Annotated in this window: 18 protein-coding genes; 5 read left to right on the top strand and 13 right to left on the bottom strand. The window is 73.9% G+C overall.

All coding sequences use genetic code 11. From position 1 onward, the window contains the following. Window positions 1-162: 162 nt before the first annotated feature. Together TU30_RS24010 and TU30_RS24005 are read right to left on the bottom strand one after the other, a co-directional pair. The gene (locus tag TU30_RS24010; RefSeq protein WP_042173468.1) at window positions 163-1,065 is read right to left on the bottom strand and encodes a TIGR01777 family oxidoreductase; all 903 of its coding nucleotides are present in this window, start codon (window positions 1,063-1,065) and stop codon (window positions 163-165) included. Between the two features lie 47 nt (window positions 1,066-1,112). Next, window positions 1,113-2,297 (bottom strand): MarP family serine protease, encoded by a 1,185-nt coding sequence (locus TU30_RS24005; protein ID WP_042173466.1) that lies wholly within the window; start codon window positions 2,295-2,297, stop codon window positions 1,113-1,115. Between the two features lie 188 nt (window positions 2,298-2,485). Here TU30_RS24005 and TU30_RS24000 point away from each other — a divergent pair, with 188 nt between their 5' ends. After that, window positions 2,486-3,415, top strand: coding sequence for a peptidoglycan recognition protein (locus TU30_RS24000; RefSeq protein ID WP_078878473.1), 930 nt, complete (start codon window positions 2,486-2,488; stop codon window positions 3,413-3,415). Here TU30_RS24000 and TU30_RS23995 read toward each other — a convergent pair. The 7 genes from TU30_RS23995 to TU30_RS23965 all read right to left on the bottom strand — a co-directional run bounded on the left by TU30_RS23995 (window position 3,382) and on the right by TU30_RS23965 (window position 14,460). Then, window positions 3,382-3,900: a DUF4240 domain-containing protein gene (locus tag TU30_RS23995; RefSeq protein ID WP_042173464.1), complete on the bottom strand. Its 519-nt coding sequence runs from the start codon at window positions 3,898-3,900 to the stop codon at window positions 3,382-3,384. The genes TU30_RS24000 and TU30_RS23995 overlap by 34 nt on opposite strands. Window positions 3,901-3,944: 44 nt before the next feature. Further along, the gene (locus tag TU30_RS23990; protein ID WP_042173612.1) at window positions 3,945-4,943 is read right to left on the bottom strand and encodes a YafY family protein; all 999 of its coding nucleotides are present in this window, start codon (window positions 4,941-4,943) and stop codon (window positions 3,945-3,947) included. Window positions 4,944-5,046: 103 nt separating this feature from the next. Next, entirely contained in the window at window positions 5,047-7,749 is a 2,703-nt protein-coding gene (gene aceE / locus TU30_RS23985) for a pyruvate dehydrogenase (acetyl-transferring), homodimeric type (RefSeq protein WP_042173462.1), read from the bottom strand. A gap of 269 nt (window positions 7,750-8,018) precedes the next feature. Then, window positions 8,019-8,642: a GntR family transcriptional regulator gene (locus TU30_RS23980; protein ID WP_042173460.1), complete on the bottom strand. Its 624-nt coding sequence runs from the start codon at window positions 8,640-8,642 to the stop codon at window positions 8,019-8,021. 505 nt (window positions 8,643-9,147) lie between these two features. Further along, window positions 9,148-10,953: a 2-oxoglutarate dehydrogenase, E2 component, dihydrolipoamide succinyltransferase gene (sucB, locus tag TU30_RS23975; RefSeq protein ID WP_042173458.1), complete on the bottom strand. Its 1,806-nt coding sequence runs from the start codon at window positions 10,951-10,953 to the stop codon at window positions 9,148-9,150. Window positions 10,954-11,013: 60 nt separating this feature from the next. Beyond that, the gene (gene lpdA, locus TU30_RS23970; protein WP_042173456.1) at window positions 11,014-12,402 is read right to left on the bottom strand and encodes a dihydrolipoyl dehydrogenase; all 1,389 of its coding nucleotides are present in this window, start codon (window positions 12,400-12,402) and stop codon (window positions 11,014-11,016) included. Between the two features lie 510 nt (window positions 12,403-12,912). Beyond that, entirely contained in the window at window positions 12,913-14,460 is a 1,548-nt protein-coding gene (locus TU30_RS23965) for a leucyl aminopeptidase (protein WP_042173454.1), read from the bottom strand. Between the two features lie 294 nt (window positions 14,461-14,754). Here TU30_RS23965 and TU30_RS23960 point away from each other — a divergent pair, with 294 nt between their 5' ends. Continuing rightward, a complete protein-coding gene (locus TU30_RS23960; protein WP_042173452.1) occupies window positions 14,755-15,597 on the top strand; it encodes an endo alpha-1,4 polygalactosaminidase in 843 nt (280 codons plus the stop codon). A gap of 39 nt (window positions 15,598-15,636) precedes the next feature. Here the strand turns inward: TU30_RS23960 and TU30_RS23955 are convergent, their stop codons facing one another. Further along, window positions 15,637-16,497 carry an adenosylcobinamide-GDP ribazoletransferase gene (locus TU30_RS23955; protein WP_042173609.1) on the bottom strand — a complete coding sequence of 287 codons (861 nt, stop codon included), beginning with the start codon at window positions 16,495-16,497 and terminating at the stop codon, window positions 15,637-15,639. Between TU30_RS23955 and TU30_RS23950 the strand changes: the two genes are divergently transcribed. Then, window positions 16,489-17,253: a hypothetical protein gene (locus TU30_RS23950; RefSeq protein ID WP_042173450.1), complete on the top strand. Its 765-nt coding sequence runs from the start codon at window positions 16,489-16,491 to the stop codon at window positions 17,251-17,253. The genes TU30_RS23955 and TU30_RS23950 overlap by 9 nt on opposite strands. Window positions 17,254-17,543: 290 nt before the next feature. On the opposite strand, the gene cobT is transcribed toward TU30_RS23950, so the two are convergent. Further along, entirely contained in the window at window positions 17,544-18,788 is a 1,245-nt protein-coding gene (gene cobT, locus TU30_RS23945; protein WP_042173448.1) for a nicotinate-nucleotide--dimethylbenzimidazole phosphoribosyltransferase, read from the bottom strand. Window positions 18,789-19,045: 257 nt separating this feature from the next. Between cobT and TU30_RS23940 the strand changes: the two genes are divergently transcribed. Continuing rightward, the gene (locus tag TU30_RS23940) at window positions 19,046-20,179 is read left to right on the top strand and encodes a class I SAM-dependent methyltransferase (protein ID WP_063837656.1); all 1,134 of its coding nucleotides are present in this window, start codon (window positions 19,046-19,048) and stop codon (window positions 20,177-20,179) included. Window positions 20,180-20,218: 39 nt separating this feature from the next. Here TU30_RS23940 and TU30_RS23935 read toward each other — a convergent pair whose 3' ends face one another. Beyond that, window positions 20,219-21,418 carry a bifunctional adenosylcobinamide kinase/adenosylcobinamide-phosphate guanylyltransferase gene (locus TU30_RS23935; RefSeq protein WP_042173446.1) on the bottom strand — a complete coding sequence of 400 codons (1,200 nt, stop codon included), beginning with the start codon at window positions 21,416-21,418 and terminating at the stop codon, window positions 20,219-20,221. A 162-nt stretch (window positions 21,419-21,580) separates the two neighbouring features. Here TU30_RS23935 and TU30_RS23930 point away from each other — a divergent pair, with 162 nt between their 5' ends. Then, complete coding sequence (locus TU30_RS23930; protein WP_042173605.1) at window positions 21,581-21,793, top strand: hypothetical protein; 213 nt, start codon at window positions 21,581-21,583, stop codon at window positions 21,791-21,793. Window positions 21,794-21,850: 57 nt separating this feature from the next. On the opposite strand, the gene TU30_RS23925 is transcribed toward TU30_RS23930, so the two are convergent. Beyond that, entirely contained in the window at window positions 21,851-22,570 is a 720-nt protein-coding gene (locus tag TU30_RS23925; RefSeq protein WP_042173603.1) for a bifunctional 2-polyprenyl-6-hydroxyphenol methylase/3-demethylubiquinol 3-O-methyltransferase UbiG, read from the bottom strand. Window positions 22,571-22,650: the final 80 nt, after the last annotated feature.

The following is a 22,650-nucleotide window of genomic DNA, read 5'->3' as shown; positions in this document are numbered from 1 at the left end:
GGCGATCGGCGTTCTTCATCCTCCGTCCGGCGTCCGGTGTCCTCAGCCCGGTGCTCGGCGTCCGGTGCCCGGCGTCCGGTTGCCGATGGCCTCCGCACGGCTGCCCGGCGCTGTCTCCCTTTGAAGGGCGTCGACGCCGGCACCCGCCGGGCCCCCGCCCCGTCACAGGGCCGCGCGGATCGACCCCTCGATGTCCGGGAACGCGAACCGGAACCCCGACTCCAGCAGCCGCGTCGGCAGCACCCGAGCGCTGCCCAGCACGTCCTGGGCCATCTCGCCGAGCACCTTCCGCAGCACCGGCGCCGGTACCGCGAACACCGTCGGCCGGCGCAGCACGCGCCCCATCGCCTCGGTGATCTCACGGTTGGTCGCCGGGTGCGGCGCGCTCAGGTTGAACGGCCCGGACAGCCCGTCGGTGTCGAGCAGATGGCGCAGGGCGGCCACCTCGTCGTGCAGGGCGATGTACGACCAGTACTGGCGCCCGTCGCCCAGCCGCCCGCCCAGCCCGGCCCGGAACAGGGGGAAGAGCCTGCCCCACGCACCGCCCCCGCGGGCCACCACGAGCCCCGTCCGGGCGAACACCGTCCGCACGCCCGCCTCCTGGGCCGGTGCTGCGGCGGCCTCCCACTCGACGCACAGCTCCGGCAGGAAACCCGAGCCCGCCGGCGCGCTCTCGTCGACCGCCCGGTCACCGGTCTCGCCGTAGTAGCCGATGGCGCTGCCGTTGACGAACACCCGCGGCCGTACGTCCCGCTCCAGACCGGCGACCGCCTCGGCGAGCGCCGCCGTGCCCCGCACCCGGCCGGTGCGGATCCGCTCCTTGTACTCGGGTGTCCAGCGGCGGTCGCCCACCCCGGCACCGGCGAGATTGACCACGGCGTCGCACCCGGCGAGCCCGGCCGCGTCCACGGACCCCTGTTCCGGGTCCCACCGCACCTCGTCCTCGGTGCGGGGTGTCCTGCGCACCAGGCGCACCACCGTGTGCCCGTCGGCGGTCAGGGACCGTACGAGTGCGCCGCCGATGAGGCCGGACGCACCGGCCACCGCGATTCGGGAAGGTTCCATGGGTCCATCCTGCCCCGCGGCCCGGACATCACGGCGGACCCGCCGCCCTACGACGTCACGAGCTCCCCGGTGCCCACCGGTGCCGTCGCGCCGGCCGCGCGCTCCGCGTCCTCGGCGACCTCGGCCGCGGTCAGGACGTAGCCGGTCTCCGTGTCCGAGGTGGACCGGGCGAACACCACGCCGAAGACCCGGCCGTCGGTGGTCAGCAGCGGTCCGCCGGAGTTGCCGGGGCGCACGGTGGAGCGGATGGAGTAGATCTCGCGGGTGACGACCCGGTCGCCGTAGATGTTCTGCCCCCTCGCCTGCACCCGGTTCGCGACCGTCGCCGCCTGGAGGTTCAGGTCGCCGTCCTGCGGGTAGCCCGCGACGACCGCCGAGTCGCCGCGGCCGGCGTCCTCGACGAACCGCAGGACGGGCGCCCGCAGTTCGGGCACGTACAGCACGGCCACGTCCTTCTGCGGGTCGAACAGCACCACCCGGGCCTCGTACGCCCGCCCGACGCCGCCGACCCGCACGGTCGGCTCGTCGATGCCGGCGACCACATGGGCGTTGGTCATCACGCGCTCCGCCGCGTACACGAAGCCGCTGCCCTCGCGGCCCTGGAGACCCGCGACGCCCTCGACCTTCACCGTGCTCCGCTGGGCGGCCCGGGTGGCGGCCGCGGTGACACTGTCGCCGGAGGGCTCGGCGACCTCGGCCGTCGACTCGTTCTCGAACGGGTTGAAGACCTGGGGGAAGCCCGCCTCGGTCAGCGCCGAGGTGGCCCGCGAGAACCACGCGGGGGTGGTGTCCGGCATCACCTCGTGGACCGCGCCGAGCAGTCGCGAGTCCCGGATCGCGGAGGTGATCAGCGGGGACGAGGAGGCGCCGAGGACGGACGCGAGCACCCAGGCCACGATCAGCACGGCCACCGAGTTGGCCGCCGCCCCGCCGACCCCGTCCACCACCCGCAGCGGCCCCCGGTCCAGCTCCCGCCGCAGCCTGAGCGCCAGCCGGCCCGCCACTTCATGGCCCACGGCCGCCGGCAGCAGCACCGTGAGCAGGGCCGTCACCGTCGCCCCGGTCGTCCCCGGGGTCACCAGATCCATCACCCAGGGCAGAATCCACACGCCGACGACCGCACCGCCCACGAAACCGGCCAGCGACACGCAGCCGGCCAGCAGGCCGCGCCGGTAGCCGGACGCCGCGTAGGCCAGGACGACCAGCAACAGCAGGATGTCGAGCAGGTCCACGCACGCCGCCTTTCTCTCGGGCCCTCTCCTACGTGGGGGAGGGGCCCGGTGATCAGCCACGCGCGAGTGACCACCGGGAAGCGGCCGCGCGCGCGTGTACCCGGAAGAACGCCGGAGACCCGGACGATGGTTCCACCGGTCGGCACGGCCACGTCGCGGGGCGGCCCGATCCGACCCACAGTGAAGCCATGCGTGCCCTCACGAGACCGAGGGGAGCGCGGCTGCGCCGTGCTCCCCGGATACCCGGCGGAGCCGGCCGCACGGGCCTGCCCCAAGCCGTCAAAGTGCTGCTCGGCTGTCTGCCGGGCGTCGCCGCGGCGGTCGCCCTGGTGCTGTGCGCGTACGGCGTCGAACGGGCCGCGGAGCCCTCGTCCGCCGCGGTCACCGCCCGCGAGGCGGCCGCCCACACGGCGCCCAGGCCGCCCATCGTGTCGAGAGCGGCCTGGGTGGGCGACGCCGGCCGCGAACAGCCGCCCCCGCGCTACGACGACGAGGTCGTCGCCGTCTTCGTCCACCACACCGACTCGCCCAACGACTACGACTGCGCCGAGGCCCCCATCCACATCCGCAACGTCTACGAAGGGCAGACCAGCGCCCGGGAGTGGGACGACATCGGCTACAACTTCGTCGTCGACCGGTGCGGCACCATCTACGAAGGCCGCGCCGGCGGCACCGACCGCCCCGTCACCGGCGCCCACACGCAGGGCTTCAACCACCGCACCACGGGCATCGCCGCGCTCGGCACCTTCACCGCCGGGGTGCCCGTGCCGCACGCGATGGAGCGCGCGATCGCCGAGCTGGCCGCCTGGAAGCTCGGCCTGTCCGGCACCGACCCGCGATCCGACGTCCGGCTGGTCTCCAGCAACGGCCGCAGCAGGTACGCGGCGGGCACCACCGCCATGCTGCCCGCCCTCGCGGGCCACACCGACGGCTTCATGACCAGTTGTCCGGGCGCCGCCCTGCAGGCCCGCCTGCCGAAGATCAGGGAGATGGCGGCGGAGCTCCAGAGCCGCGGGCCGGACGCCGGACACCGGCAGGAGAAGCAGCAGCAGGAGGAGGCGCAGGAGAAGGCGCAGGACCGGGCTCAGGGCCGGAACCGGTCCCAGAGCCGGGGATAGCGTTCGGCGAGCCGGGAGTCGTCCTCGAAGTCGACCGGCGTGCCCTCGGGCTCGACCGGGCCGGCGGGGAGATCCAGGTCGGGGGCCACGATGCCGGTGAGCTGCTCGTACGCCTCGTCCGCCGCGTAGCCGAGCTCCTCGCCGTCGCCGTCGATCTCCTCGTCGAAGTCGTCCAGCAGACCGGCCAGGGAGTCCGGGTCGTGCAGCGCGCCCTCGAAGACCTCACGGCCCTGGCCGATCAGCCAGCACCGGAAGAAGTCGAAGGCGTCGTCGCTCGCCCCGTCGAGGAGCACCCAGGCGGCGCCCCACAGGTCCCAGCGGTAGGCGCGGTGGTAGCGGGACTCGAAGTGCCGGGCGAAGTCGAGGACCGCCTCCGGGTCCAGCCGCGCGAGCCGCTCCACGAGCAGGTCGGCCTGCTCCTCCGGATCACCCTCGGCGTCCTCGCGAGTGGTGTCGACCAGCTCCCAGAACTCCGTCTCGTCCATCACGCGTCAAGCATCGGCCCTGGAACCACCGGACGCACCCCGGATCACGCGGATCGCCCCGGTCCGTACAGCAGGGCCAGCCGTACGGCCTGGGCGGCGAACCACTCCCGCAGCGACGCCGGCGCCAGCACCTCCGCCTCGGGGCCCAGCGCCGTGAGCTGGGTGCGGGCGACCTCCTCGGACTCCACCGGCAGGGTCACCGTCACCCATCCGTCGCCGTCCCCCTCGCCGTCGGCTCCGGCCGCCTCGGCCAGCGCCTCCCGGGCGGCCACCGGGTCCACGGCGTGCGGCAGCGCGCGCCTCCCCTCGGGCGACAGCCGCACCACCACCTCCGTCCGCAGGATCGAGCGCGAGAACTGCTCCGCCCGCTCCTCCCAGAACGCGGGCAGATCGAACTCCGGGTCGCGCTCGAAGCGTTCCGTGCCCGCCCCGACCAGCGCGAACCGGTCGACGCGGTACACCCGGAAGGCCCCGTGTCCCGGCACCCGCGCGCACAGGTACCAGACACCCGCCTTGAGCACGAGCCCGTACGGCTCCAGCTCCCGCTCCACCTCGGTGGCCCCGCGCCGGTAGCGCGCGACGACCCGGCGGTCGTCCCACACCGCGTCCGCCACGGCCGGCAGCAGCTCGGGCGCCGGCGCCTCGCGGAACCAGTTCGGGGCGTCCAGATGGAAGCGCTGGGCCGCCGTCCGCGGAGCGTCCCGCAAGGACGGCAGCAGCGCCGCCGACACCTTCAGCCGGGCCGCGGAGGCCGTGTCCTCCAGCCCCATCTCGCGCAGCGCGCCCGGCACCCCGGACAGGAACAGCGCCTCCGCCTCACCGCGGGCCAGCCCCGTCAGCCTGGTCCGGTAGCCGCCGACCAGCCTGTACCCGCCGACCCGTCCCCGGTCCGCGTACACCGGCACCCCGGCCTCGGACAGGGCCTGCGCGTCCCGGGTGACGGTCCGCTCCGACACCTCCAGCTCGCGCGCCAGCTCGGCGGCGGTCATGGAGGGCCGGGACTGGAGCAGCAGCACCATCTTGATCAGCCGGGCAGCGCGCATGGCGCCCATGATGCAGCAGGAGGCCCCCGCCGCGGCGGGGGCCTCCTGCCGTCGAACCCGAGGCCCCCCCCGGTCCCACGGGGTCCTGCAGGTCCCGCGATTCCTACAGGCCGTACTTCTCGCGTGCTTCCTTCACGGCCGTCACCTGTACCTCGCCGCGCCGGGCCAGCTGTGCCAGCGCCGCGACGACGACGGACTCGGCGTCGATCCCGAAGTGGCGGCGGGCCGCCTCGCGGGTCTCGGAGAGGCCGAAGCCGTCGGCGCCCAGCGAGGTGTAGTCCTGCTCGACCCACTGCGCGATCTGGTCGGGGACCTGGCGCATGTAGTCGGACACCGCCAGCACCGGACCCTCGGCGCCCTGGAGCGTCTGCCGGACGTACGGCACCCGCTCCTCGCCGCGCAGCAACGCCTCGTCCGCCTCCATGGCGTCCCGGCGCAGCTCGGTCCACGACGTCGCCGACCACACGTCGGCCGCCACGCCCCACTCCTCGGCGAGCATCCGCTGGGCCTTCAGCGCCCAGTGGATCGCCGTACCGGAACCGAGCAGCTGGATCCGCGCCGCGTTGGCCGCGGGGGTGAGCCCGGCCGACTCCGCCGTGTTGAAGCGGTACAGGCCCTTGAGGATGCCCTCGTCGATCCCGGCGGCCGACGGCTTGGCCGGCTGCGGGAGGGGCTCGTTGTAGACCGTCAGGTAGTAGAAGACGTTCTGGTCCTCGCCCGGGGCCGCCTCGCCGTACATCCGGCGCAGACCGTCCTTGACGATGGTGGCGATCTCGTACGCGAAGGCCGGGTCGTAGCTCAGCGCGGCCGGGTTGGTCGCCGCGATGACCGGCGAGTGGCCGTCGGCGTGCTGCAGGCCCTCACCGGTGAGCGTGGTGCGGCCGGCGGTGGCACCGACGAGGAAACCGCGGCCGAGCTGGTCGCCGAGCTGCCACATCTGGTCGGCCGTGCGCTGCCAGCCGAACATCGAGTAGAAGATGTAGAACGGGATCATCGCCTCGCCGTGCGTCGCGTACGACGTGGAGGCGGCGATGAAGTCGGCCATGGAACCGGCTTCGGTGATCCCCTCGTTGAGGATCTGGCCGTTCTCGGCCTCCTTGTAGTACATCAGCTGGTCGCGGTCGACCGGCTCGTACGTCTGGCCCTTGGGCGAGTAGATGCCGAGCGACGGGAAGAGCGACTCCATGCCGAAGGTGCGCGCCTCGTCGGGGACGATCGGCACCCAGCGTCTGCCGGTCTCCTTGTCGCGGACCAGGTCCTTGACCAGGCGGACGAAGGCCATGGTGGTGGCCACGTTCTGCGAGCCGGAGCCCTTGTCGAAGGCGGCGAACGCCTTGTCCGCCGGGGCCGGCAGCGGGGCGACGGGGTGCACACGGCGGGCCGGGGCCGGACCGCCGAGGGCCGCGCGCCGCTCCTGGAGGTAACGGACCTCGGGGGAGCCGGCGCCCGGGTGGCCGTAGGGGACCACGCCGTCGACGAAGTCGCTGTCCTTGATCGGCAGTTCGAGGCGGTCGCGCATCGCCTTGAACTCGTCCACCGACAGCTTCTTCATCTGGTGGTTGGCGTTCTTCGACGCGAAGCCCTCGCCGAGCGTGTGGCCCTTGACCGTCTGGGCCAGGATCACGGTCGGCGCGCCCGTGTGGGAGAGTGCGGCGCGGTAGGCGGCGTAGACCTTGCGGGCCTCGTGGCCGCCGCGCGAGAGGTGGAAGCACTCGACGATCTTGTCGTCGCTCAGCAGCTTCGCCATCTCGACGAGCGCCGGGTCCTTGCCGAAGAAGTCCTCGCGGATGTAGGCGGCGTCGCGGGTCTGGTACGTCTGGACCTGCGCGTCGGGTACCTCGCGCAGGCGGCGGACCAGCGCGCCGGTGGTGTCCAGCCGGAACAGCTCGTCCCAGGCGGTGCCCCACAGGCTCTTGACCACGTTCCAGCCGGCGCCGCGGAACTGGGCCTCCAGCTCCTGCACGATCTTGAAGTTGGCGCGGACCGGGCCGTCGAGCCGCTGCAGGTTGCAGTTGATGACGAAGGTCAGGTTGTCCAGGCCCTCGCGGGAGGCGAGGGTGAGCGCGGTGGTGGACTCCGGCTCGTCCATCTCGCCGTCGCCGAGGAACGCCCACACGTGGGAGTTCGACAGGTCCTTGATGCCGCGGCTGGTCAGATAGCGGTTGAACCGCGCCTGGTAGATCGCGGAGATCGGGCCGAGGCCCATCGACACCGTGGGGAACTCCCACAGCCACGGCAGGCGCCGCGGGTGCGGGTAGGACGGCAGTCCGTCGCCGCCGGCCTCGCGGCGGAAGTTGTCGAGGTGCGCCTCGGTCAGCCTGCCGTCGAGGAAGGCGCGGGCGTAGATGCCGGGGGAGGCGTGGCCCTGGATGTAGAGCTGGTCGCCGGAGCCGTCACCCTCCTTGCCGCGGAAGAAGTGGTTGAAGCCGGTCTCGTAGAGCCAGGCCGCGGAGGCGAAGGTGGCGATGTGGCCGCCGACGCCGTACTTGCTGCCGCGGGTCACCATCGCCGCCGCGTTCCAGCGGTTCCACGCGGTGATGCGGGACTCCATCGCCTCGTCGCCGTCCACGGCGGGCTCGGCGGCGGTGGGGATGGTGTTGACGTAGTCGGTCTCGAGAAGCTGCGGCAGCGCCACGCCGGCGCCCTCGGCGCGCTCCAGCGTACGGCGCATCAGGTACGCGGCCCGGTGCGGTCCGGCGGCCTTGGCGACGGCGTCGAGGGAGGCCTGCCATTCGGCGGTCTCCTCGGGGTCGCGGTCCGGGAGCTGGTCCAGCTCGCTCGGCTGGATGGCCTTGGGGTCGGTCATGTCGCCGCCTTCCTCAGTCGAAGGGGGTTCCCTCATCGGTAAGGGTTCGGGGGTGCCCTTGGTCTTTGGCAGGACAGGGCGGGGGGCTCTGGTGGAGAGCCCGCAGGCGACCATAACCCGCTGATCGATGATCGATCAAAGGGTTCGGGTGAAAATCTCTTGATTTCAAGAAAGTCGGCACGCGGTGCCCGGGCAAGTGGCACCGAGTGACGCGAAGGAGAGGATGTTCTCGCAGGTGAGCAAGGGTCTCCGCAGCTCCCTCGACGGGCTCACGCCCGGGGCGCGCACCCCAGCACGTGGGCCTTCACGATCTCCGGGATCCGGGGGTCACGGCGGCGGAACGCGGCCACCAGGTCCTGGTGCTCCTCCGCGTACGACTGCTGGACCGTGCCCAGCCAGCGGATGGACAGGGCGGTGAAGACCTCGATGCCCAGACCCTCCCAGGTGTGCAGCAGCACCGAGTTGCCGGCCGCGCGGACCAGCTCGCGGTGGAAGGCGACCGTGTGCCGCACCTGGCCCGTGCCGTCGGCGACGCGGTCGGCCTCGTACAGCGCGGCGACGTGCGGCTCCAGCGCCGAGCAGTCCTCCGCCAGCCGCTCCGCGGCCAGTTCCGCGGCGATCGCCTCGAGACCGGCCCGCACCGGGTAGCTCTCCTCCAGGTCGGTGGCCGAGAGGTTCCGCACCCGGACACCCTTGTTGGGCGCCGACTCGATCAGTCGCAGCGACTCCAGCTCGCGCAGCGCCTCCCGCACCGGCGTCTGGCTGACCTCGAGCTCCGTCGCGATCCGTCGCTCCACGATCCGCTCGCCCGGCTGCCAGCGCCCGCTGATGATCCCTTCCAGGATGTGCTCGCGGATCTGCTCGCGCAGCGAGTGGACGACGGGCGCGGTCATGAGGGCTCCTTGAACAGGACTCGTGAATCCGAGACAGCCGCCCGACGAGCCCCGTCGAGGGGCGGCGGACGGGCGACGGACAGGACCCTTGAGGGCGATTGACCCTTAGACAATACGGCTGTGACGCCGTCCGGGAGGGGCGCACAGGGCGCTTTCGAGCAGGTGAGACGAGGCTTACACAGCGCACACGCTCCAGCCCGCTACGGATGCGCCCGGACCCGCCCGGCCCGCACGACAGGGCCCGCCGATCCGGCCCTGCGGAGCCCGCCCGGCCTGCGCGAACCGGCCCGCCCGCCCGGTTCGCGGCACCGGACCCGCCTGCCGGACCGCTGCCCCCAGGGGCCGGGGCGGCGTGACCCGAGCTCCCACGGCTCGAGCCGCCCGGACGCGAAGCCGCGTACCGGGTACCGCCCACCGAGCCCCGCACACGACGGTGCCCCCGCCCGGAGACTTCCGGACGGGGGCACCGGTGACCGGGGTCGGCGCCCCGGTCAGCGGCCGTGGATCACAGGCCGAGCTCGACCTCGAACTCGCCCGCCTCCAGGATCGCCTTGACCGAGTTCAGGTAACGGGCCGCGTCGGCACCGTCCACCAGACGGTGGTCGTAGGAGAGGGTCAGGTACGTCATGTCGCGGACGCCGATGACCGTGCCCTCCTCCGTCTCGATGACGGCCGGGCGCTTGACCGTGGCACCGATGCCGAGGATCGCGACCTGGCCCGGAGGCACGATGATCGTGTCGAACAGCGCGCCGCGCGAACCGGTGTTGCTGATGGTGAAGGTCCCGCCGGACAGCTCGTCCGGAGTGATCTTGCTCGCCCGGACCTTGCCCGCGAGGTCGGCCGTGGCCTTGGAGATACCGGCGATGTTGAGGTCACCGGCGTTCTTGATGACCGGGGTCATCAGGCCCTTCTCGGAGTCCACCGCGATACCGATGTGCTCGGTGTCGAAGTAGGTGATGGTCCCCTCGGCCTCGTTGATCCGGGCGTTGACGGCCGGGTGGGCCTTCAGCGCCTGGGCCGCGGCCTTGACGAAGAACGGCATCGGGGAGAGCTTGACGCCCTCACGGGCCGCGAACGCGTCCTTGGCCCGCGTACGCAGCTTCATCAGCCGCGTGACGTCGACCTCGACGACCGAGGACAGCTGCGCCTGCTCGCGCAGCGCCTTGACCATGTTGTCGCCGATGACCTTGCGGATCCGCGGCATCTTCACGGTCTGACCGCGCAGCGGCGACGCCTCGAGGACCGGGCCCCGCTTGGCGGCCGGGGCGGCCTGCGGCGCGGGAGCCGCCGCCGGGACGGCCTGCGCGGCCTCGGCCGCGGCGACCACGTCCTGCTTGCGGATCCGGCCGCCGACGCCGGTGCCCTTGACCGTGGACAGGTCGACGCCGTGCTCGGCGGCGAGCTTGCGCACCAGCGGGGTCACGTAGGCGCCCTCGTCGGTCGGCTGGGCGGCGGCGGGAGCCGCGGCCGGAGCGGGGGCCGGGGCAGCCTGCTGCGGAGCCGGAGCGGCCTGCTGCGGGGCGGGGGCAGGCGCCGGAGCGGCCTGCTGCGGCGCCGGAGCCGGGGCGGGAGCCGGGGTGGGCTCGGGCTCCGGCTCGGGCTGCGCCGGGGCGGCCGGAGCCTGCTCGGCAGCCGCCGGAGCGGCTCCCGGAGCGCCGATGACGGCGAGCTTGGCGCCCACCTCGGCGGTCTCGTCCTCGCCGACCGTGATCTCCAGCAGCACACCCGAGGTGGGCGCCGGGATCTCGGTGTCGACCTTGTCGGTGGAGACCTCGAGCAGCGGCTCGTCGGCCTCGACGCTGTCACCGACCGACTTCAGCCAGCGGGTGACGGTGCCCTCGGTGACGGACTCGCCGAGCGCGGGCAGGACCACGTCGGTGCCCTCGGCGGAGCCGCCGCCGGCGGCGGCCTCGGGGGTGGGAGCGGGCGCCGGGGCGGTCTGCTCGGTGGACGGGGCGGCCTGGGCCGGCTCGGGAGCCGGTGCGGCGGGCTGTTCGGCCTGCGGGGCCGGCTCGGCGGGCTGCTCGGCGGCGGGCGCCTCGGCCGCCGCCGGGGTGGCGTCGGCCGTGCCGGTGCCGTCGTCGATCAGGGCCAGCTCGGCACCGACCTCGACGGTCTCGTCCTCGGCGACCTTGATGGAGGACAGCACGCCGGCGGCCGGAGAGGGGATCTCGGTGTCGACCTTGTCGGTGGAGACCTCGAGCAGAGGCTCGTCGGCCTCGACGCGCTCGCCCTCGGCCTTCAGCCAGCGGGTGACAGTGCCCTCGGTGACGCTCTCGCCGAGCGCCGGAAGGGTTACGGAAACCGCCATGGTTTCGGTTGCTCCTTAGAAGTGCGGAAGTCTGTGTCGTCGCGCCCGTGACCGAAGACGTCAGTCGTGGGAGTGGAGGGGCTTGCCCGCGAGGGCAAGGTGAGCCTCGCCGAGCGCCTCGTTCTGCGTCGGGTGGGCGTGGACCAGCTGGGCGACCTCGGCAGGCAGCGCCTCCCAGTTGTAGATCAGCTGCGCTTCGCCGACCTGCTCGCCCATACGGTCGCCCACCATGTGGACGCCGACCACCGCACCGTCCTTGACCTGGACGAGCTTGATCTCGCCCGTGGTCTTGAGGATCTTGCTCTTGCCGTTGCCCGCCAGGTTGTACTTCAGGGCGACGACCTTGTCCGCACCGTAGATCTCCTTGGCCTTGGCCTCGGTGATGCCGACGGAGGCGACCTCGGGGTGGCAGTACGTCACCCGGGGCACGCCGTCGTAGTCGACCGGGACGGTCTTCAGACCGGCCAGCCGCTCCGCCACCAGCATGCCCTCGGCGAAGCCGACGTGCGCGAGCTGGAGCGTCGGGACGAGGTCACCGACCGCGGAAACGGTCGGGACGTTGGTCCGCATGTACTCGTCGACCAGGACGTAACCGCGGTCCATGGCGACCCCGGCCTCCTCGTAGCCGAGGCCCTGCGAGACCGGGCCGCGGCCGATGGCGACGAGCAGGACCTCGGCCTCGAACTCCTTGCCGTCGGCGAGGGTGACCTTCACGCCGTCCTGGGTGTACTCGGCCTTCTCGAAGAAGGTGCCCAGGTTGAACTTGATGCCCCGCTTGCGGAACGCCCGCTCCAGCAGCTTCGAGCTGTTCTCGTCCTCGACCGGGACGAGGTGCTTGAGGCCCTCGACGATGGTCACGTCGGTGCCGAAGGACTTCCACGCGGAGGCGAACTCGACGCCGATGACGCCGCCGCCCAGCACGATCGCGGACTTCGGCACACGGTCCAGGACGAGGGCGTGGTCGGAGGAGATGATCCGGTTGCCGTCGATCTCCAGGCCCGGCAGCGACTTCGGCACGGAGCCGGTCGCCAGCAGGACGTGGCGGCCCTGGACCCGCTGACCGTTCACGTCGACGGAGGTCGGCGAGGAGAGCCGGCCCTCACCCTCGATGTAGGTCACCTTGCGGGAGGCGATGAGACCCTGCAGGCCCTTGTACAGGCCCGAGATCACGTCGTCCTTGTACTTGTTGACGGCCGCCATGTCGATGCCCTCGAAGGTGGCCTTCACACCGAACTGCTCGCTCCCGCGGGCCTGGTCGGCGATCTCGCCCGCGTGCAGCAGGGCCTTGGTGGGAATGCACCCGTTGTGCAGGCAGGTACCGCCGACCTTGTCCTTCTCGATCAGGGCGACGTCCAGGCCCAGCTGCGCCCCGCGCAGGGCCGCGGCATAACCACCGCTGCCACCGCCGAGGATCACTAGGTCGAAAACAGTGCTGGCGTCGTTCGCCACGTCACGTCCTCCATGCATGTGCGCCACGCCGGTCTCCAGTGACCGGTCGGCGGCTGGTGTCCGGCCGCTCTTTTGCCTTCGGCCCTTCGGTGGGGCCCTGTCCTGCCGAGCCCTATCCTCGCACTTGTCGACGCGGAACGAGACGCGGGGCGGCGGTGTGAGACGTCCCACGTTCGAACGTCCGCCCGCCGCAGGTGTGGTGAGCACGTGCGAGGCCCGGCACGACACGCCCCGAAGCGCCCGGGCCGGCCTGGAGGGGCCGGCCCGGGCGCCGGTCCGGGGGACCCGCGCGTGACGGCGGGGCCCCGTCCCGCTCGGGACGCTGCCTGCGCGTTCCGTGACGGGCCACGAGGGGCGCGCTCGTCCCACCGGAACGCCGCCCGGGCGGCGTGCCGCCGGGACGGACGTCCCCGTCGTGTCCTCGGGGCCGGCCGATGCCGGCCGGTCCGCCCAGAGCGTCCGCGCGGGCACGGGGCCCGCCGGCGACCGGACCGGCGACGGAGCGCCGGCTCAGCCCAGTTCGCCGGCCGCCGTCTGCTCCGCGAGGCGGACCAGCGTCCGTACCGCCGAGCCCGTACCGCCCTTGGGCGTGTACCCGAAGGGGCCGCCCTCGTTGAAGGCCGGCCCCGCGATGTCGAGGTGGGCCCAGGTGATGCCCTCGCCGACGAACTCGCGCAGGAAGAGACCGGCGACGAGCCCGCCGCCCATCCGCTCGCCCATGTTCGCGATGTCGGCGGTGGCCGAATCCATCCCCTTGCGCAGGTGCTCCGGCAGCGGCATCGGCCAGGCGGGCTCGCCGACCTCCTCGGCGGCCTCCAGCACCGCGGCGCGGAAGGTGTCGTCGTTCGCCATGATGCCGAAGGTGCGGTTGCCCAGTGCCAGGACCATCGCACCGGTCAGCGTCGCCACGTCCACGATCGCGTCCGGCTCGTCCTCCGAGGCGGCCCACAGCGCGTCCGCGAGGACCAGACGGCCCTCGGCGTCGGTGTTGAGCACCTCGACCGTCTTGCCGCTGTACATGCGCAGCACGTCACCCGGGCGGGTGGCGGAACCCGACGGCATGTTCTCGGCCAGCGCCAGCCAGCCGGTGACGTTGACCGCGAGGCCGAGGCGGGCGGCGGCGACGACCGCCGCGAACACGGCGGCGGCACCGCTCATGTCGCACTTCATCGTCTCGTTGTGCCCGGCCGGCTTCAGCGAGATGCCGCCCGAGTCGTACGTGATGCCCTTGCCGACGAAGGCGAGGTGCTTCTTCGCCTTCGCGGAGGTGTACGACAGCTTCACCAGCCGCGGACCCGACGCCGAGCCGGCGCCCACCCCGAGGATGCCGCCGTGGCCGCCCTTGGCCAGCGCCTTCTCGTCGAGCACCTGCACCTTGATGCCGTGCTCCTTGGCCGCGGCCTGGGCGACGGCGGCGAAGGCCTCGGGGTCGAGGTCGTTGGGCGGGGTGTTGACCAGGTCACGGGCCCGGTTGAGTTCCTCGGCCACCGTGGTGGCACGTGCGACGGCCGCCTTGAAGGCCTTGTCGCGGGACGGCACGCCGGCCAGCACGACCTCGGCGAGCGGCGCCTTGCGGGCCTTCTTCCTGCCCTTGCCGCCGTTGTCGGCGGTGTTCTTGTAGGCGTCGAAGGAGTACGCGCCGAGCAGCGCGCCCTCGGCGACCGCGCCGGCGTCGGCGGCGTCCGTCATCGGGAGGGCGAAGACGGCCTTCTTGGAGCCGGACAGGGCGCGGGCGGCCACGCCGGCCGCCCGGCGCAGTGCCTCGGTGTCGGGGGCGGCGTCCTTCTCGGGCCGGGTGCCCAGGCCCACCGCGACCACGAGCGGCGTCTTGAAGCCGGTCGGCGCGGGGAGCTTCGTCACCTCACCCTCGGCGCCGGACGCGCCGAGGGTCTCCAGGACGCCGGCGAGCCTGCCGTCGTAGGCCTTGTCCACGGCTTCGGCGCCCGGTACGACGACCGGGCCACCGGCCGCGGACGCAGTGCCCTTGGCGACACCGATCACGATCGCGTCGGCCCGCAGGCCGGGCAACGCGGCGGTGCTGAGAGTGAGAGCAGTCACGGTGGTGATTTCTCGCTTCCGATGTGAAGTTGCTGTGGCCGAAAGGTGTGGGTCGACCGAACCCGGCGCCGACCCTAACGGCGACCTGACGGTACGGTCTCGGCGGGGCCTTCCCCGGTACGGCGACACTCCGGACGAGACTACGCGCGTCTGCGTGTCCACTCCCTCACGCGGGTCTTTATCGATCGGTGATGTGCCGGCCGTCTCCGGGACCCGGCCGCGGACCGCCGGACGGCGGCGACGGCGGAACACCCCGAGACGCAGCCCCGTGACACGACCTCTGAGACGAGACCCATGAGACGACACGCAGGACCGCTCGGCACGCCCTTCGCTCTCACCCTCGCTCTCGCTCTGTGCGCGCTGCTGCTCGCGGGCTGCACCGGCTCCGGAGCCCCCGCCGGCTCCGGCGGGGGCTCCGGGCGGACCGGGGACCCCGGTCCGCGCTGGCAGCCGCGTCCCGGTACCGACTGGCAGTGGCAGCTCAGCGGGCGCCTCGACACCTCGGTCGACGTGCCGGTCTACGACATCGACGGGTTCGACCACTCCGGGGACACGGTCGCGCGGCTGCACCGCGACGGCCGGAAGGTCATCTGCTACCTGTCCACGGGGGCCTGGGAGGACTTCCGCCCCGACGCCGGGGACTTCCCCGACGAGGTGATCGGCCGCGGCAACGGCTGGGAGGGCGAGCGCTGGCTCGACATCCGGCGTACCGACGTCCTGGAACCGATCATGGCCGAGCGGTTCGACATGTGCCGCGACAAGGGCTTCGACGCGGTGGAGCCGGACAACATGGACGGTTACCGCAACCGCACCGGGTTCCCGCTCACCGCAGCCCACCAGCTCCGCTACAACCGCCTGATCGCCCGGCTCGCCCACGAACGCGGCCTGGCCGTCGGCCTGAAGAACGACCTGGACCAGATCCCGCAGCTGGTCGGCGACTACGACTTCGCGGTCAACGAGCAGTGCGCCCAGTACGGCGAGTGCGCGCGGCTCACCCCGTTCGTCGAGGCCGGCAAGGCCGTCTTCCACGCCGAGTACGAACTGCCCACCGACCGCTTCTGCGCCGACTCCCGGCGGCTGAAGCTGAGTTCCCTGCTGAAGAAGTACGAACTGGGGGTCTGGAGGCAGGCCTGCTGAGGCCGGTGCCGGGCGCGCCGGGTGTCCGGCGGGGGCCGCTCAGGCCAGCGCCGCGACGACGAGGGCGGTCGTCGCCGCGGTCTCCGTCAGCGCACCGAACACATCGCCGGTTACCCCGCCGAAGCGGCGTACGCAGTGCCGCAGGAGGAGTTCCGCGGCCGCGGCCGCCAGGAGTACTGCGAGGACGCCGCGGACGGCGCCGTCCGCGCCGAGGAGGGCGCCCCCGGCCGCCGCCGCGCCGGCCACCGCGAGCGCGACGGCCGCCGCCCCCGGCCGCGGCACCACCCCGGCGACCGCGGCGCCCAGCCCTTCCGGACGGGCGGGCGGCACCCCGGTCCGGGCGGCGAGGGTGAGGGCGAGTCGGGCCGTGACCGCCGCGACCACGGCGGCGAGCGCACCCCGGGTCCAGGAGCCGTCGTACGCCCGGGTCAGTGCGGCCACCTGGGCCAGCAGCACGAGGACGAGGGTGAGTACGCCGAACGGGCCGATGTCCGACTGCTTCATGATCCGCAGCGCGTCCTCGGCCGGCTTGCCGCTGCCGAGCCCGTCCGCGACGTCGGCCAGCCCGTCGAGATGCAGCCCTCGCGTGAGCACGGCGGGTACGGCGACGGTGGCGACGGCGGCGAGGGGCGCGCCCGCGCCGAGAAGCAGCAGCAGGAGTCCCGCGGCGGCCGCCGCGGGGCCCACCACCAGTCCGGCGAGCGGGGCGCACAGCATGCCGCCGCGCGCGGCCGGGCGGTCCCATCGGGTCACCCGGACCGGGAGCACGGTCAGGGTGCCGAAGGCGAAGCGGAGACCGTCGGACAGCGAGGCCGGGAAAGGTGCGGACACCGGCGCAGGGTACCCGGTGGCCGACAGGGCGCCCCGGGCAGCCGTGGATAAAGTGCGCTTATGGGACATTGGTTGGAGCGGAACATCATCGAGCCGGGGAAGCTGCCGCTGCTCCTCGCCCTCACCGCCTTCGTCCTCACCTTCGTGATCACCCGGGCCGTCACCCGGCGGATCCGGGCCGGCAAGGGCCCCTTCGGCAACGTGAAGGCGGGTGGCCTGCACATCCACCACGTCGTGCCCGGCGTGATCCTCACCGTCGCCGGCGGCTTCGGCGCGGTGGCGGGCGGCCGGCACGGCTTCGGGTCCGCGCTCAGCGCGGTCGTCTTCGGCGTCGGCGCCGGTCTCGTCCTGGACGAGTTCGCGATGATCCTGCACCTCGACGACGTCTACTGGACCGAGGCGGGCCGGCAGAGCGTGGAGGTGGTCGTCCTCACCGCCGCGATGGTCGGGCTGGTGCTGTCCGGGTTCTCGCCGTTCGGCGTCGACGACCTGAGCGAGGACGAGCTCCAGAACCGCGCGGGCGTCGCCCTGAACGTCGCGGTCAACTTCCTCTTCTCACTCATCGCCCTGAGCAAGGGCAAGACGCGGATGGCCGTGTTCGGCGTGATCGTGCCCCTCGTCGCCGTGGTCGGCGCGCTGCGTCTGGCCCGCCCCGGCTCGCCCTGGGCGAGACGCTTCTACCGGCACAGGCATCGCGCCCGCGCCCGGGCCGTCCTCCGCGCCTACCACCACGACCTCCGCTGGTCGGGGCCCCGCCGCGCCCTCCAGGACTGGATCGGCGGCACACCCGACCCGGACCCGCCCCCACCACTCGAACGCGGCTGACGGGACGGGGGCTTGCTCCCGGCACGGCGCTCCGGCCGGTGCGGGTGCGCGCTGCCCGGGACGTGCCCCCGGGGCGAAGCCGGCTGCGCCCCCGTTACCGGCGCGGCGTCCGCGGTGCCGGGGCTGCCGCCGGGTTGCTGCCGGGGCCGGCGAGCGCCCGGCGGAAGGGCTCCCGCCGCCCCGGCGGTCGGCTCGCCGCGTCCGGTGCGGGGTCGGGCTCGCGCCCCGCCTCGTGGGACGCGGGTGACGCGGCGGGGTGTTGCTCCGGATGATCGCTCGGGTGCGGGGGGCTACTCGGGCTTCGGCGTCGGGGCCGGCTCCGGCTGCCCGTCGGTCGTCGGCTGCCCGTCGGCCGCCGACGGCTGTGAGGTCTCCGGCGTTCCCGAGGTCTCCGGCTGCCCGGGCCGGTCCGCTTCGGCCGGTCGGTCCGCTTCGGCCGGACGGTCAGAGGGCGCCGAGGCGTCCGGGGTCCCTGAGGCCTTCGACTCCTCGGGGTGCTCCGGGAGTTCCGCGGCCAGGGCGGCCGCCGCCTGGACCAGGGGGAGGGCCAGGAGGCCGCCCGTGGCCTCGCCCACGGTGACGCCGTGGGCGAGGAGAGGCTCCAGCGCCATCCGGTCCAGCGCCTTCGCCTGGCCCGGCTCACCGCTGTCGTGCGAGGCCAGCCACCAGTCCGGCGCCCGGAACGCGATCCGCTGGGCCACCAGCGCGCACGACGCCGTCACGACCCCGTCGAGCACGACCGGCATCTTCCGTACCGCGGCCTGCAGCAGGAAGCCCGTCATCGCGGTGAGGTCGGCCCCGCCCACCGTCGCCAGCAGCCGCAGCTGGTCGCCGAGCACCGGCCGGGCCCGCCGCAGCGCGTCACGGATCGCCGCGCACTTGCGCATCCAGGCCAGGTCGTCGATCGCCACGCCACCGCGCCCGGTGACCACGGACGCGTCCGTCCCGCACAGCGCGCCCACCAGCACACCCGCCGCCGTGGTGCCGCCCACGCTCACATCGCCGAGCACCACCAGATCCGTACCGGAGTCGGCCTCCTCGTCGGCCACCGCGACCCCGGCCCGGAACGCCGCCTCGGCCTCCTCCGGCGTCAGCGCGTCCTCGACGTCGATCCGTCCGCTGCCGCGCCGCACCCGGTGCCGTACGACGTCCTCGGGCAGGGCGTCCGGTTCGCAGTCCAGGGCCATGTCGACCACCCGCACCGGCACCCCGAGCCGCCGGGCCAGCACGGACACCGGGCGGCCGCCCTCCAGCACCTCGCGCACCAGGTCCCCGGCGCTGCCCGCGGGCCGCGCCGAGACCCCCAGCCGGGCGACCCCGTGATCTCCGGCGAAGAGGACGACCCGCGGCCGTTCGACCGGCCGCACCGGCACCGCGGACTGCGCGGCGGCCAGCCACTCACCCAGCTCGTCGAGACGGCCCAGCGCCCCGGGCGGCACGATCTGGCGCTCGCGGCGAGCCTCCGCGTCACGGCGTACCCCGCCGTCCGGACGCTCGATCAGATCGGTGAAGTCGTCGAGATTCAGCGCGCTCATTCGCCGAACAGTACCGGCCCGGATCGAACACGCCGGAGCCCTGGGGCCCGTCGTCGGCATCACCCGGGCCGCGTCGCCGGCATCCCGCCCGACGGACGACGCCACCCCGGCGTCATTGCGCCCGGGATCGCCATCCGATCCGTAACGTTTTGCAAGGGAATGTCATCACCCGGACCTTCGAACCCTTCCCGCCCGCACCTCTCCTCGCCCGCCGGCCCGCGCCCCTCCCCGCCCGCCCCACTCACCCGGAGCCGCCCATGTCCGTGCCCGACGCCCCCGACGCACCCGCCGCCCCGCCGCCCGTCGCCCCGGTCGTTCCCGCACAGCAGGCCGCCTCCGTACGGGTGCACGAGGCGCGCCGCGCGGACTGCCCCTGGTGCGGCTCGGCGCGGCTGCGCAACCGGCTGCGCACCGGCGACCTGCGGCGGCACCGGCCGGGCCGGTTCACCGTCGACGCGTGCCGGGACTGCGGGCACACCTTCCAGAACCCCCGCCTCACCGCCGAGGGGCTGGCCTTCCACCGGCGGGCGCTGCGCGGGGCGCCCCGGGACACCGTCACCGACGCCGTCCTCGCGCTGCGCGACGCCCCGCGCCGCCGCCGGGCCACGGCCCGCGCGATGCTGCGCTTCGGTGAACCGGAGAGCTGGCTGGACGTCGGCACCGGACACGCCCGTTTCCCGGACACCGCACGGGAGTTCTTCCCGTACACCGCCTTCGACGGCACCGACCTCACCGCGCGCGTCGAACGCGCCCGCGTCCTCGGCCGTGTCGAGGAGGCCCACATCGGCGCGCTGACGGACCCGAAGGTGCGGGCCCGGGTGGAGGCCCGCTACGACGTCGTCAGCCTGCTGCACCACCTCGAACACACCACCGACCCGCGGGCCGAACTCCACGCCGCCCTGGACGCCCTGCGCCCCGGCGGCCTTCTGCTCATCGAGACCCTGGACCCCGGCAGTGCGTTCGCCGCCCTGTTCGGCAGCCGGTGGCTGTCCTACGACCAGCCCCGGCGGCTGCATCTGCTGCCACCGCGCAACCTCCGGGCCGAACTGGAGTCGCTCGGCTGCACGATCGTCACCACCGGCTCCGGTGGGTCCGGGTCCGGACCCACCGGAGCCGGCGCCAAGCACCGTCCCGTGTACGTTCCGTACGACCTGGCCGGCGCCGCCGCGCTGGCCCTCTCCCACGCCCTGCCCGCCCCGGACGCCCCCTGGCGCGCGATCCCGCCGACCCCGTTCCAGCAGCACACACGCGCCGTACTGCTGCGCGCCGGTGCCCCGCTGGTCGCCGTCGCGGCGCTGGCGGACCTGGCACTGGCGCCCGTCCTGCGGCACACCCCGTTCGCCAACGCGTACCGGATCGTCGCGCGCAAGCCGGCGAAGCCGCCGAACTGACCCCGCTCCCGGCCTTCTTCAGGCTCCGGCCGTCGTGGTTCACTCCCGGAGCACCAGTGTCTGGCCTGCCACCGCCAGTAGTACCTGCTCGCACTCCTGCGCGAACGCCGCGTTCAGCCGCCCGAGTTCGTCCCGGTACCGGCGGCCGGACGCGGTGGCGGGGACGATGCCCGAGCCCACCTCGTTGGACACGGCGACCACGGTCCGCCGGGTCGCGCGCACCGCGTCCGTCAGCTCACGCACCCGCTCCCTGAGCGCCCGTTCCCCGCCGTCGGCCCACTGGGCGTCGTCCCACGCCCCCACGGAGTCCATGGCGTCCGTCAGCCACAGCGACAGGCAGTCCACCAGCAGCGGCGGACCGTCGACCCCCAGCAGCGGCACCAGATCGCAGGTCTCCACGGTCCGCCACGACCCCGGCCGCCGCTCCTGGTGCGCCGACACCCGGGCCGCCCACTCGGTGTCCCCGTTGCGGGACCCGCCGGTCGCCACGTACAGCACCCGGGGCAGGGACTCCAGCCGGCGCTCGGCCTCCACCGACTTGCCGGACCGCGCCCCGCCCAGGACCAGCGTCCGGCGCGGCAGGTCGGGCACGTCCTCGTAGGCACCCACCTCCAGCGTGGTCCCGTCCGGCACGGCGCGCGCCCCGGCCGCCGCGAGCCGGCGCCGCTCCTCCGCACCCGGCGGCACGTCGTGGTCGAGGTGTACGGCGATCACGTCCGTCGTCGCGCCCACCGCGCCCACCGCCCGCAGCCGTGCCAGCGCGTCCGGACGCCCCACGACGTCCAGCAGCACCATGGCGTACGGTTCGGCCGGCTCCTCCAGGCCGGCCGGCGCCGTGCCCGGCGGCAGGTACAGCAGCCGTTGCCCGTCCGGACCGGTCACCGCGTACCCGGTGCCCGGCGCGTCCAGCGCCGTCGCGCGCACCCGATGGCCCGTCAGCAGCGCCAGCTCCCGCCCGTCCGGCACCCGGCCGGGCTGCGGCAGCCCGGCCGGCACCTCGACCGCGGGGCCGTCGTGCGGATGGGAGAGCAGCACCTGGCGCACACCGCCCAGCGAACGCCCCGCGCGGGCGGCGGCGAACGCCACGCCCGGCATCAGGTCCAGCAGCAGCGAGCCGTCCACGAGCAGCGAGGTCGCCGCGCGCGCGTACGGTCCGGCGGCCAACGCGCAGGCGGCGCAGGGACAGTCGGGGCGGGGCAGGCCCGCGGGGGCACCGGTGCCGAGCAGAGTGAGTTCCACGGACCCGATTTTCGCCCCTCCCCACGCCTCCTGCGCGCCCGACCGGGCACTGTCACCGATGATCCACCGAATCATCCGCCGGACAGGCTCTAGGCTCTGCTCCAGGAGCCGGACCATGATCCGGCTCCTGTCGTGCAGGTGCTCATACCCACGGAGGCGTACATGGCGGCATGGACGTGGCGGTTCGAGAAGGCCGACGGGACGCAGGTCGAGCCCGCGGTGACCCCGGAGGACTTCACCACGCAGGGGGACGCCGAGTCCTGGATCGGGGAGAACTGGAAGGCCCTGGTGGAGGGCGGCGCCGACCAGGTGCGGCTGCTGGAGGACACCACGGAGATCTACGGGCCGATGAGCCTGCACGCGGAAGAGGCGTGAACCCACGGGCGTGGGAACCCGGGCGAGGGCTCCGGCCCTCGCCCGTCACCCGGCCGCTCAGCCCCGTACGCCGCACAGGTGGAGCAGCGACGCCACCCCGCGGTAGGGGTCCGTCCGGCCGGCCCGCTCCTCGACCGCGAGGAGCGCCGCCAGGTCGTCGGGACGGCCGGCGGTGTGCGCGACCCGCGCTCCGTCCACCGCCGTGTCCGTGAAGACCCGGACCCCGTACCAGGTGTGCAGCGGCGCACCGAGCCCCGCGAGGGTCGCCGTCAGGTCCGTCAGCCGGTCGGCCCGCACCTCGAGCCCCGAGCCGTCCAGGTGGCACGCCGAGTCGAACGCGGTCAGCGCCCCGGCCCAGTCGCCGCGCAGACCGGACCGCATCGCCGGCGCGTCGCCGTTGCGCACCAGGAGCGACAGCAGGCCGCCGGGAGCGAGCATCCGGGCCAGCCCCGCCACCAGCGGGTCCGGCTCCGCCACGTACATGAGCACGCCGTGGCAGAGCACCACGTCGAAGCTGCCCGGCAGGAAGTGCACCCCGGTGTCCCGGCCGTCGCCCTCGATGATCCGCACCCGCTCGCGGATGCCCTCGGGCTCCCCGGCGAGCACCGCGCGCGCGGCGGCGATCAGCTGCGCGTCCCGCTCCAGACCGGTCACCTGGTGGCCCGCCCGCGCCAGGCGCAGCGACTGCGTGCCCCGGCCCGTGCCGACATCCAGCACGCGCAGCCGCCGCCCGACCGGAAACCGCCCCACTATCTGTTCGTCGAGCTGCCGGGCCACCAGCTCCTGCTGCACGACCTCCCGCAGACTCCCGGGCGGCCCGGCCGCCCCGTTCACCCCCGGAGCGGAGGGCGGGGCCT

Source organism: Streptomyces sp. NBRC 110035 (assembly GCF_000829695.1).
Classification (GTDB): Bacteria; Actinomycetota; Actinomycetes; order Streptomycetales; family Streptomycetaceae; genus Streptomyces.
The sequence above is the reverse complement of the archived record's forward strand: the minus strand, read 5'-3'. Positions and strand labels throughout refer to the sequence as shown.

Excerpts from the sequence above, each read along its gene's own strand:
- TU30_RS24010 (WP_042173468.1), bottom strand. The coding sequence starts at position 1,065 with ATGGAACCTTCCCGAATCGCGGTGGCCGGTGCGTCCGGCCTCATCGGC.
- TU30_RS24000 (WP_078878473.1), top strand. The coding sequence starts at position 2,486 with ATGCGTGCCCTCACGAGACCGAGGGGAGCGCGGCTGCGCCGTGCTCCC.
- TU30_RS23995 (WP_042173464.1), bottom strand. The coding sequence starts at position 3,900 with ATGGACGAGACGGAGTTCTGGGAGCTGGTCGACACCACTCGCGAGGAC.
- TU30_RS23990 (WP_042173612.1), bottom strand. The coding sequence starts at position 4,943 with ATGCGCGCTGCCCGGCTGATCAAGATGGTGCTGCTGCTCCAGTCCCGG.
- aceE (WP_042173462.1), bottom strand. The coding sequence starts at position 7,749 with ATGACCGACCCCAAGGCCATCCAGCCGAGCGAGCTGGACCAGCTCCCG.
- TU30_RS23980 (WP_042173460.1), bottom strand. The coding sequence starts at position 8,642 with ATGACCGCGCCCGTCGTCCACTCGCTGCGCGAGCAGATCCGCGAGCAC.
- sucB (WP_042173458.1), bottom strand. The coding sequence starts at position 10,953 with ATGGCGGTTTCCGTAACCCTTCCGGCGCTCGGCGAGAGCGTCACCGAG.
- TU30_RS23960 (WP_042173452.1), top strand. The coding sequence starts at position 14,755 with ATGAGACGACACGCAGGACCGCTCGGCACGCCCTTCGCTCTCACCCTC.
- TU30_RS23950 (WP_042173450.1), top strand. The coding sequence starts at position 16,489 with ATGGGACATTGGTTGGAGCGGAACATCATCGAGCCGGGGAAGCTGCCG.
- TU30_RS23955 (WP_042173609.1), bottom strand. The coding sequence starts at position 16,497 with ATGTCCCATAAGCGCACTTTATCCACGGCTGCCCGGGGCGCCCTGTCG.
- cobT (WP_042173448.1), bottom strand. The coding sequence starts at position 18,788 with ATGAGCGCGCTGAATCTCGACGACTTCACCGATCTGATCGAGCGTCCG.
- TU30_RS23940 (WP_063837656.1), top strand. The coding sequence starts at position 19,046 with ATGTCCGTGCCCGACGCCCCCGACGCACCCGCCGCCCCGCCGCCCGTC.
- TU30_RS23930 (WP_042173605.1), top strand. The coding sequence starts at position 21,581 with ATGGCGGCATGGACGTGGCGGTTCGAGAAGGCCGACGGGACGCAGGTC.